The organism is Gordonia sp. 852002-10350_SCH5691597, assembly GCF_001665715.1.
GTDB lineage: Bacteria > Actinomycetota > Actinomycetes > Mycobacteriales > Mycobacteriaceae > Gordonia > Gordonia sputi.
In genome coordinates, this window is record NZ_LZMO01000028.1 from 1 (window position 1) to 10,072 (window position 10,072).

At 65.3% G+C, this 10,072-nt stretch carries 5 protein-coding genes; 2 read left to right on the top strand and 3 right to left on the bottom strand.

Annotation, left to right across the window (positions count from 1 at the left end; genetic code table 11):
- The first annotated feature begins 175 nt into the window (after nucleotides 1-175).
- Both pks13 and A5777_RS02200 read left to right on the top strand, forming a co-directional pair.
- A complete protein-coding gene (gene pks13 / locus A5777_RS02195) occupies nucleotides 176-5,572 on the top strand; it encodes a polyketide synthase Pks13 (protein WP_064861491.1) in 5,397 nt (1,798 codons plus the stop codon).
- Nucleotides 5,573-5,656: 84 nt separating this feature from the next.
- Nucleotides 5,657-7,207, top strand: coding sequence for an acyl-CoA carboxylase subunit beta (locus A5777_RS02200; RefSeq protein ID WP_005208211.1), 1,551 nt, complete (start codon nucleotides 5,657-5,659; stop codon nucleotides 7,205-7,207).
- A gap of 25 nt (nucleotides 7,208-7,232) precedes the next feature.
- Here the strand turns inward: A5777_RS02200 and A5777_RS02205 are convergent, their stop codons facing one another.
- The 3 genes from A5777_RS02205 to A5777_RS02215 all read right to left on the bottom strand — a co-directional run.
- Nucleotides 7,233-8,399, bottom strand: coding sequence for a DICT sensory domain-containing protein (locus A5777_RS02205; protein WP_231894909.1), 1,167 nt, complete (start codon nucleotides 8,397-8,399; stop codon nucleotides 7,233-7,235).
- A gap of 119 nt (nucleotides 8,400-8,518) precedes the next feature.
- Nucleotides 8,519-9,019: a hypothetical protein gene (locus A5777_RS02210; protein ID WP_005208209.1), complete on the bottom strand. Its 501-nt coding sequence runs from the start codon at nucleotides 9,017-9,019 to the stop codon at nucleotides 8,519-8,521.
- A 314-nt stretch (nucleotides 9,020-9,333) separates the two neighbouring features.
- A partial coding sequence (locus tag A5777_RS02215) for a VIT1/CCC1 transporter family protein (RefSeq protein ID WP_442903004.1) occupies nucleotides 9,334-10,072 on the bottom strand: 739 nt, incomplete at its 5' end.

Here is a 10,072-nt window from a genome sequence, read left to right on the forward strand (position 1 = left end):
GCACCCCGCTCGTCGAGCTTGTCGAGACCACTCGCCGGTCGAGCTGCACCCCGCTCGTCGACCTTGTCGAGACCACTCGCCGGTCGAGCTGCACCCCGCTGGTCGAGCTTGTCGAGACCACTTCTGCCCACAACCCGCGCAGCCCTGGCTGCGCCGCCAAGTAGTCTGGTGACCGATGTCTGAACTGAACAACGAGCCGAACATCGAGCCTGCGGCCGACCCCGAGACCCCCAACAGCGAGAGCACCGACGGCGAGACCGCCGGCGGACTGACGGTCTCGGAACTGCGCGACTGGCTGCGGGAGTGGGTCGCGACGTCGACCGGAATCTCCGCGGAGCAGATCTCCGACGACCGCCCGATGGAGGAGTTCGGCCTGTCGTCCCGCGATGCGGTGGCGCTCGCCGCCGACATCGAGGACAAGACCGGCGTCGTACTGACCGCGACGGTCGCCTACAACCACCCCACCATCGCGATGCTCGCCAAGCGCATCATCGAGGGCGACCCCGACGAGGGCCTCGACCTCGACGCCGAGACCTTCTGGATCCGCGAGCGCAACGCCGACGACGACATCGCGATCGTCGGCCTCTCGACACGCTTCCCCAAGGCCGGGCAGACCCCCGACTCCACCTGGGAAGCCCTGATCTCCGGCCGCGACGGCATCTCCGACCTTCCCGACGACCGCTGGGCCGAGTTCAAATCCGATCCGCGCCTCGCGAAGGTCATCGATGAGTCCAACGTCAAGGGTGGCTACCTCGACGACGTCAAGAGCTTCGACGCCGACTTCTTCCAGATGAGTCCGCGCGAGGTCGAGATGGTCGACCCGCAACAGCGACTCGCACTCGAACTGGCATGGGAGGCACTCGAAGACGCCCACATCCCGGCCAGCGACCTCAAGGGCGCGCCGGTCGGCGTCTTCATCGGCACGTCGACCAACGACTACCAACTCCTCGCGGCCATGGGCCTCGACGACGGCGCTCACGACACCGCCGCGTACGCGCTCACCGGAACGTCGACGTCGATCGTCGCCAACCGCGTCTCCTACTTCTTCGACTTCCACGGTCCGTCGGTCGCGATGGACACGGCGTGTTCGTCGTCGCTGGTCGCCGTGCATCAGGCCGTGCGCAGCCTGCGTTCGGGTGAATCCGACGTCGCGCTCGCCGGTGGCGTCAACATGATCATCACGCCCGCCGCGACACTCGGCTTCGACAGCATCGGCGCGCAGGCCAAGGACGGCCACATCAAGGCGTTCTCGGCCGACGCCGACGGCATGATCCGCGCCGAGGGCGGCGGACTCTTCGTCCTCAAGCGCATTGCCGACGCCCGACGCGACGGCGACACCGTGCTCGCGGTGGTCGCGGGTTCGGCGGTCAACTCCGACGGACGCTCCAACGGTCTGCCTGCTCCGAATCCCGAGGCCCAGGTCGAGGTGCTGCGCTCGGCGTACACCGACGCCGCTGTCGATCCGCGCGGCGTCGACTACATCGAAGCGCACGGAACCGGCACGGTGCTCGGCGATCCCATCGAAGCCGACGCCCTCGGGCGCGTCGTCGGGCGCGGTCGACAGGCCGATGCTCCGGCGCTCCTCGGTTCTGCCAAGACGAACTTCGGGCACATGGAGTCCGCCGCGGGCGCAGGCGCGCTCGCCAAGGTGGTTCTCGCGATGCAGCACAACAAGCTGCCTGCGTCGCTCAACTACTCCGGCCCCAACCCCTACATCCAGTTCGACGCCGGCCACCTGAAGGTTGTCGAGGAGCCGACGGATTGGCCGCGCTACTCGGGTCACGCCGTCGCGGGTGTGTCGGGCTTCGGCTTCGGCGGCACCAACGCGCACGTCGTCGTCCGCGAGGTGCTGCCGAGCGACCTGTCGGGCGTGGTCTCGACAAGCTCGACCAGCGGATCGTCCCCGCTGGTTGAGTCGTCCTCGCTGGTTGAGCCTGTCGAAACCGACGACGACGAGGACTTCCTCACCGACGCCGAGCGGGCCGTCCTGGCCGCGCAGGCGAAGAAGGACGACGCGCCCGCCGAGGTCGTCGAGGTCGATCCCGCCGACGGCTTCGCCCCGTGCGCGGTCGAGGGATCGGTTGTGCCGCTGGTGCTTTCGGGATTCCTGCCGTCGCGGCGTCGTAAGGCTGCCGCGGACCTGCTCGAGTGGCTCGAATCCGACGAGGGTGCGGCGACGCCCCTCGCCGACATCGGACGCGCGCTCGCGCACCGTAACCACGGCCGCTCGCGGTCGGTCGTCATGGCACGCACCCACGAAGACGCGGTCAAGGGTGTGCGCGCCGTCGCGGAGGGTAAAGCGAATCCGCTTGTGTACTCGGCTGATTCGCCCGACGCCGCAACGGCGGTCTGGCTGCTCTCGGGCTTCGGGTCGCAGCATCGCAAGATGGCCAAGCAGCTCTACCTCGAGAACCCGGTCTTCAAGAAGTACGTCGACCGCGTCGACGAGTACGTGCAGAACGAACTCGGATACTCCATCGCCGAGATGTTCGTCGACGACGAGCAGACCTACGGCATCGAGACCGCGCAGGTCGGTATCTACACGATCCAGGTCGCGCTTGCCGACCTCCTGCGTCACCACGGCGCCGAACCCGGTGTGCTGGTACCGCATTCGATGGGCGAGGCCTCGGCCGCGTACATCAGCGGGGGACTCTCACTCGAAGACGCCACGCGCGTCATCTGCCAGCGCTCGCGACTCATGGGCGAGGGCGAGGCGACGCTCACCGGCGACGACATCCGCCTGATGGCACTCGTCGAATACAGCGCAGACGACATCAATGACGTCCTCGTCGACTTCCCCGACCTCGAGATCTGCGTCTACGCGGCACCCACGCACACCGTCATCGGTGGTCCCGAGCCCCAGGTCGACGCGATCGTCGCGCGAGCCGAGGCCGAGGGCAAGCTGGGTCGCAAACTGCAGACCAAGGGCGCGAGCCACACGTCGCAGATGGATCCGCTGCTGGGCGAATTGTCCTACGAACTCACCGGAATCGAGCCGAAGCGTCTCGAGACCGGCTTCTACAGCTCGGTCGATCGCGAGGCCTTCTACCGTGCGGGACACGAGCCCGTGCACACCATCGACTACTTCCTCAAGGGGCTGCGCCACAGCGTGTGGTTCAGCCAGGCGATCTCGAAGTCGGTCGAGAATGGCCATCGGACCTTCCTCGAGCTCTCGCCGAACCCTGCGGTGCTGATTTCCGTTGCGGCAGTGACGTTCTCGGCTGGTCTGCACGACGCCGAGCTGATCGAGACGCTGCGTCGCAAGGAGGACGAGAGCTTCGGCGTCGTCAACGCCCTGATGAAGCTCTACGTCCACGGACATCCCGTCGACGTCGGATCACTTTTCGGCACAGGCGATTACGCCGACATCCCGCGAACCCGGTTCGACCGCAAGCCGTTCTGGCTCACTGCGCAGATCTCCAGTGGTGGTACGGCAGGGCGGATTCCCGGTTCGCACGTCGCGCTTCCGGATGGCCGCCACGCCTGGGAGGTCAACGCCGCTGCGGTGACCGATCCGCGCGAATTGGTTCGTGCCGCGGCCGCAGAGGTATTCGACGACGCCCGCGTCGGCGCCGCGGCTACGCACGGTGAGTTCCCGAAGACGGGCACGTTGACCACCACGCTGAGTCCGCACCCCGGCGGTGCGTCGGTGACGGTGCACACCAAGCGGGACAAGAACTTCCACCTCCTGTTCGAAGCGGTCGTCACGGGCACGTCAGATGCTGCCGGTGGCATCGCGGAACCGGCCGACGGCGCTGCGACGTCCACCGCTGGCACAGCCGGGGGCGCCATCGACCCGGCGAAGGTCGGCTACACCGATACCTCGCTGACGGTCGACGACGAGGTCGTCGACGAAATCGGTAACAAGTGGGACCCGGAATCCGGTGAGTCCGTTGGTGATCGACTCGCGATCATCGTCGGTGAGTCGATGGGCTACGATCCCGAGGATCTACCGCGCGAGATTCCGCTGATCGAACTGGGACTCGACTCACTCATGGCGGTGCGCATCAAGAACCGCGTCGAGTACGAATTCGACATTCCGCAACTGCAACTGCAGGCGATGCGTCAGGCGAATCTGTCCGACGTCGAGAAGTTCGTTGCGTTCGCGGTGACTCACCGCGACCAACTCGACGACCTCGCAGGCAAGGCCGCAGGCGAAGGCGAACTCGACACCGCTGCGCTCAACTCCTACATCGACGAGCAGCTCGCGAAGGATGATCTCGACAAGCTCGATCAGCGGTCGGGGGTCGATCAGCAGGAAAAGGCCGATCAGCGGGGTGATCTCGACAAGCTCGATCAGCAGGGGGCGCTCGATCAGCAGGAAAAGGCCGATCAGCGGGATGATCTCGACAAGCTCGATCAGCAGTCGAGGCTCGATCAGCGGGATGAGGCCGATCAGCGGGCTACGACCCCTGCGGCAGCGCCGGATCTGACGAGCCAGCAGGCCGTCGCAGAGGCTGCGGGCTCCGATGTTCCGCCGCGAGATGCCGCAGAGCGCTTGACGTTCGGCGTGTATGCGGTCATCACTGGCAAGTCGGCGGGTGGCATCTTCAACAAGCTGCCCGTGCTCGAAGAGGACGTCGCGCAGAAGCTCACCGACAAGCTCAACGAGCGCACCGGTGGCGACATCGACGTCGAGGACATCCTCGATTCGGAGACGATCGAGGAGATGTCGGACTATGTCCGCAAGTTCCTCGACGCCGCGGCCGACACCGATGGCTTCATCCGCTACCTGCGGCTGGTGCCGGAAGGCAAGAAGTCGTACGACCCGAGCGCGGGAGATCCGGTGCCCGCCTTGCTGTTCCACCCCGCGGGTGGCAACACCTCGGCGTACGAGGCGCTCCTCAAGCGGCTCCCCGAAGATCAGCCGGTCATCGGTTTCGACCGAGTCGAGGGCACCATCGAGGAGCGCGTCGCGCAGTATCTGCCGCGATTGCGTGAGGTCCAACCGCACGGCCCGTACGTACTGATCGGGTGGTCGCTCGGCGGCGCACTCGCGTACGGCTGCGCCAAGGTCCTGCGCGACGAGGGCGAGGACGTCGCGTTCGTCGGACTGATCGACGTGGTCCGACCGCGCCACGACGTTCCCGACACCCCGGAGAACAAGCGGGCACGACTCGAACGCTGGAAAGACTTCGCGATTCGCAACTACGACCTCGACCCCGACGTCCCGATCCCGATGGACCGACTCGTCGACGCCGACGACGAGGGCCAGTTCGCGATCATCATGGAGATGGTCTCGATGTCGGGCACCAAGATCCCCGGCGGCATCATCGAGCACCAGCGCACGTCCTTCGTCGACAACCGCGCGCTGACCAACATCGCGCCGCAGCCCTACAGCAGCAAGGTGATCCTCTACCGCGCCGACAAGATGCACGACGGCGCAATCGAACTCGAGCCGCAGTGGGCGGAGATCGACGAGGATGGCCGATGGGGCGAGGTCGTCGACGACCTGGAGATCATCCACATCGGCGGCGATCACCTGTCGATCGTCGACGAGCCCTACATCGCCAAGATCGGCGCCGATCTGACGAAGCGTCTTGCAGCCGTGGAGGCGAAGGCCACCAACTAGGACGGCCATCGAGGCCAAGCGAGAAGCGAAATCGGTGCGCTGGCACCGACATCCGCTAGTACCGACATCGAGGAAGAAGATCACGTGACCGACACCACCGCAGCCAAACTCGCCGATCTCCGCGTCCGGTTGGAGCAGGCACGCGAACCCGGTGGCGAGAAGGCGATCGAGAAGCGCGAGCGCAAGGGGATCTGTTCTCCGCGTGAGCGTCTCGACATGCTGTTCGATCCGGGGACCTTCGTCGAGATCGGTGCGCTCGCCAAGATGCCCGGAGCAGCACACACGGGTTACGGCGACGGCGTCGTGACCGGTCACGGACTGGTGCACGGCCGTCCCGTCGCGGCCTTCAGCCACGACCAGACCGTTTTCGGCGGCACCGTCGGAGAGATGTTCGGCCGCAAGGTGTCTGCGCTCATGGAGTGGGCAGGCAAGATCGGTTGCCCGATGGTCGGCATCAACGATTCGGCCGGTGCACGCATCCAGGACGCCGTGACCTCGCTCGCCTGGTACGCCGAGATGGGTCGTCGAAACGATCTGCTCTCCGGTCTCTCGCCGCAGGTCTCGGTGATCCTCGGAAAGTGTGCGGGCGGCGCGGTGTACACGCCTGCGAACACCGACATCCTCGTCGCGGTCGAGGACAAGTCATACATGTTCGTCACCGGTCCCGACGTCATCAAACAGACCACCGGCGAAGAGATTTCGGCAGAAGACCTCGGTAGCGCGCACAACCAGGCGCGGTGGGGCAACATCCACCACATCGCGCCGGACGAGAAGCAGGCATTCGAGTGGGTGCGTGAGTACCTGCAGTACATGCCGTCGACCAGCTTCGAAGAGCCGCCGGTCGTCAATCCGGGGCTCGAGCCGGAGATCACCGAATCCGACTTGGCTCTCAACGATTTCATGCCCGACAGCGACAACGCCGCGTACGACATGCGCGACATCATCGTGAAACTGTTCGACGACGGCGCGTTCCACGAGGTCGGTGAGTTGTTCGCACCCAACATCCTCACCGGTTATGCGCGCGTCGACGGTCACAGCGTCGGCGTCGTCGCCAACCAGCCGAGCGTGATGGCCGGAACGCTCGACACCGACTCGTCGGAGAAGGCGACGCGGTTTGTGCGTATCTGCAACGCTTTCCGCATTCCGCTCGTGTTCCTCGTCGACACCCCGGGAATCCTGCCGGGACTCGTGGAAGAGCAGAAGGGCACCATTCGACGCTCCGGCAAGTTCCTGTTCGCCTACGTCGAAGCGGATGTCCCGAAGGTCACCGTCGTGCTGCGCAAAGCGTACGGCGGAGCGTACGCGGTGATGGGTTCCAAGCAGCTCGGCGCCGACCTCAACTTCGCGTGGCCGACGGCGAAAATCGCTGTGATGGGCGCGGAGTCGGCGGCAGCGGTCCTGACTCGTCGGCAGACCGAGGGGATGTCGGCGCACGACGCCGACAAGGTGCGACGCGACTTCATCGACTTCTACAACACGATGATGGCCACGCCCTACCTCGCTGCGGAGCGCGGCTACATCGATGCCGTCATCGAGCCTGCCCAGACACGACTGCAGCTCCGTAAAGCGTTGGCGCAGTTGCGCGACAAGCAGACGATGCGCACGCCGCGTAAGCATCTGCTGATGCCGATCTGAGTTCGCACGCTCAAGAAGTAGTGCGTCAGGTGAAGCGGGACAAGATCACTCGAATCGCCTGGGTCACGATCGTCCGATCGTAGCTCTGCACAAACATGAACTCGCGATGGCCGCTGGGGCGTGGTCCGTGTATCTCACGCGCGGAAAGCAGTGCGGCGAAGTGCATTCCGAGCACGGCGACGTTCCATTCGTTGACGAGTGCGTCGTCGGAACTCAGCGGCGCGTAATGGATGTTGCCCTCACTCATGGGCCGGATTCCCTCGCCGTACACGCCGACGAGCCCCACCTTCTCCGACATCGCGCGCCAGCGTTGCGACGTCGACGATGCGAAGTGGTGTCGATCCTGGAAGGTGCCGAGGACGACCGCGACGCTTGCCTCTGTCGCGGTCCGTTCGAGGTCTTTACTCATCTCGAGTAGCAGTCGCTGGTCGGCCGGACGCGGCGCACCCGACTTCGATGCGATGGCGTACGGGGTTTTCTCGTCGGTGGGAGGCGTCGTGCGGGCGGGCTGGGGCGGGAGTTGAGAAATCGCGCCGAGCACCCTGTCGTCGGCATCAGAGACGGGCGGGTGCAGCGCGCCCAGCCCGTATCGGGCGCCGAGGGTCTCTGCGATCCGCCGATCCGCCTCGGTGTCGACTCCCGTCGCGATGACGATCGCGCCCGTGCGCTCGATGTGTGCGGCGAGCGTGTGTGCCAGGTGGGCGGTCTCGGGTGTCGGAACCGGCGCGAGGATGTCGGGGTGCAACAACACGACGTCGGGTTCGATGAGCGTGAGCAACGTTGCCGTTCGACGATCCGCGGTGATGCCCTCGATCGCGATCAGTCGTCCATCTCGCCGGGCCTGTGCGACCTGAGCGAGCCGCGACTGCGGACGCCGCAGCACGCTGCGCGGTTCGATCAGCAACGCCAAGGTCTCGCCGGCCGAGTATGTGCGCTGCGGATCGTAGAGGTCGATGTCGACCGCGAGGAAGAGTGGAATAGCCGCCGAGACGCGCCGGGCCGGAGCGGCGTCGGCAAATGCGAATTTCCGGGAATCGAGAGCCGTGCGCTGCTCCATGAGCGTTGCGGTTCGACGAAGAGCGCGAGGTGAGTCGAAATTGGTGCCCTTGGGGCCGCTGAGCTCGAGACTCGCGCCGACGAGGTTGCCGCCTGACAGTTCGAAGACAGGGCTGAACTGGGGCCTCAACTCCATACCCTGGAAGATCGACGCCGCGTCCCCGCCCCTGGTACTGGTCAGACCCTGGCTCATCCCTCACGCTCTCTGACGGAGCGCCAATGTCACCCCGACGTTTACGGCGCGGTCGGACCGCGCTATTCGCTGTCGTGAAGTGCTGATGCGACGAGCACTCCGAGCGTGAGAGTAGCAAACACTGCGACGCTGGTAGCGGTGAGTGCGAGGGAATCGAAGAGGCTGTCGACCGTGATGCCGATCCACAGACAGCCGATGGAGAGTAGCGCAGCGATGAGGAGGGTGCTGTGTTCCTCGTGATTGTCCGGGGCCGGCACGGTCCCCAGGGTGGACGCGCGACCGGCTTGGGGGTCTTCATCGGAGGTGAAGGTGCGCGGGGCGTCGGTGTTGGGGCGGTCGGTGTCCAGGCGGTCGGTGTTGGGGCCGTCGATATCAGGTTGGAGTGCGGGGAAATCGCCGGTGTCTGCTCGCTCGTCGGTGCGCACGAACGGATCCAGAGTGGGATCAGGTTTGGTGCTTGCGAAATCTCGGTTCTCGAAGCTCCCGGTTTCCAGCTCGTTGATCTCGAAGTCGTCGTGCTCGCGCGGGGGAATGTCGTGTGCCGTGTTATCCAGGATGCTCATCGTCGCCCCAATCAGACAGCGTGGACGCAATGCGGTGGTCCACTACGGAAGCGGTTGGCAGAATTCGGTTCGCTGGACGAAACAAGCCTTTTCTGTTGCAGTTTCTCGCGTTTTCTTTCCGTACTCAACGGTAGGCCACAGGATTTGTTACGGGTTGCAAAACAATCGCTGTTAGTGGAAATGTGACCATTTCGGAATGGGATTGCGCGCGTGTCTCGGCTGGGAGGTTTCGAGGCAAGGTAAGGCTGAACTTGCTGGTACGCGCCCATATTCAGAGCATCGACAAGCGTTGTGCGGGTAGTTGCGGGTGACCGTCAAGTAACGGTATGGCCAACGAGGTGGCCGATTCCGTAAGTCACGGCCATTGCTATTGCGCCACCAATCACGACGCGAATCATCGGTCGCCAGGGTTTCGAGCCGCCGAGTATCGCCCCGAGGGCTCCGGTAATCGCCAGCGCGATCAGGACAACGACGAACGTCACCGGAATCCGAATCGATGCGGGCGGCGCGAGAATCGCGATCAACGGTAGCGCTGCGCCGCTCGTGAACGACACGGCCGACGAGATTGCTGCCTGCCAGGGGTTGGTGAGCTCGTGTGGGTCGAGTCCCAGTTCGGCCTCGACGTGTGCGGCGAATGCGTCGTGCTCGGTCAACTCGCGCGCGACCTGGCACGCCGTCGAATGTGTGAGTCCCTTGGCCTCGTAAAGCCCGACCAACTCCTCGAACTCGGCTTCGGGTTGTTCGGCCAGTTCGCGCGCCTCTTTGTCGAGCAGTGCGCGTTCGGTGTCGCGCTGGGTGCTGACCGAGACGTATTCGCCCAGCGCCATCGACACCGCTCCCGCTGCCAGCCCCGCGATGCCCGCGGTGAAGATCGGAGCTCGGTCGGTGGTCGCAGCGGCAACGCCGACGACGATGCCCGCCGTCGAGACGATGCCGTCGTTTGCCCCGAGCACGCCCGCCCGCAACCAGTTCAGCCGATTCGCGAGCGACCCCGCGTGTGGCTCGTCACCGTGGGCGTGGTCGTGCTCCGGCCGCGCGGCGCCTGCTGACCGC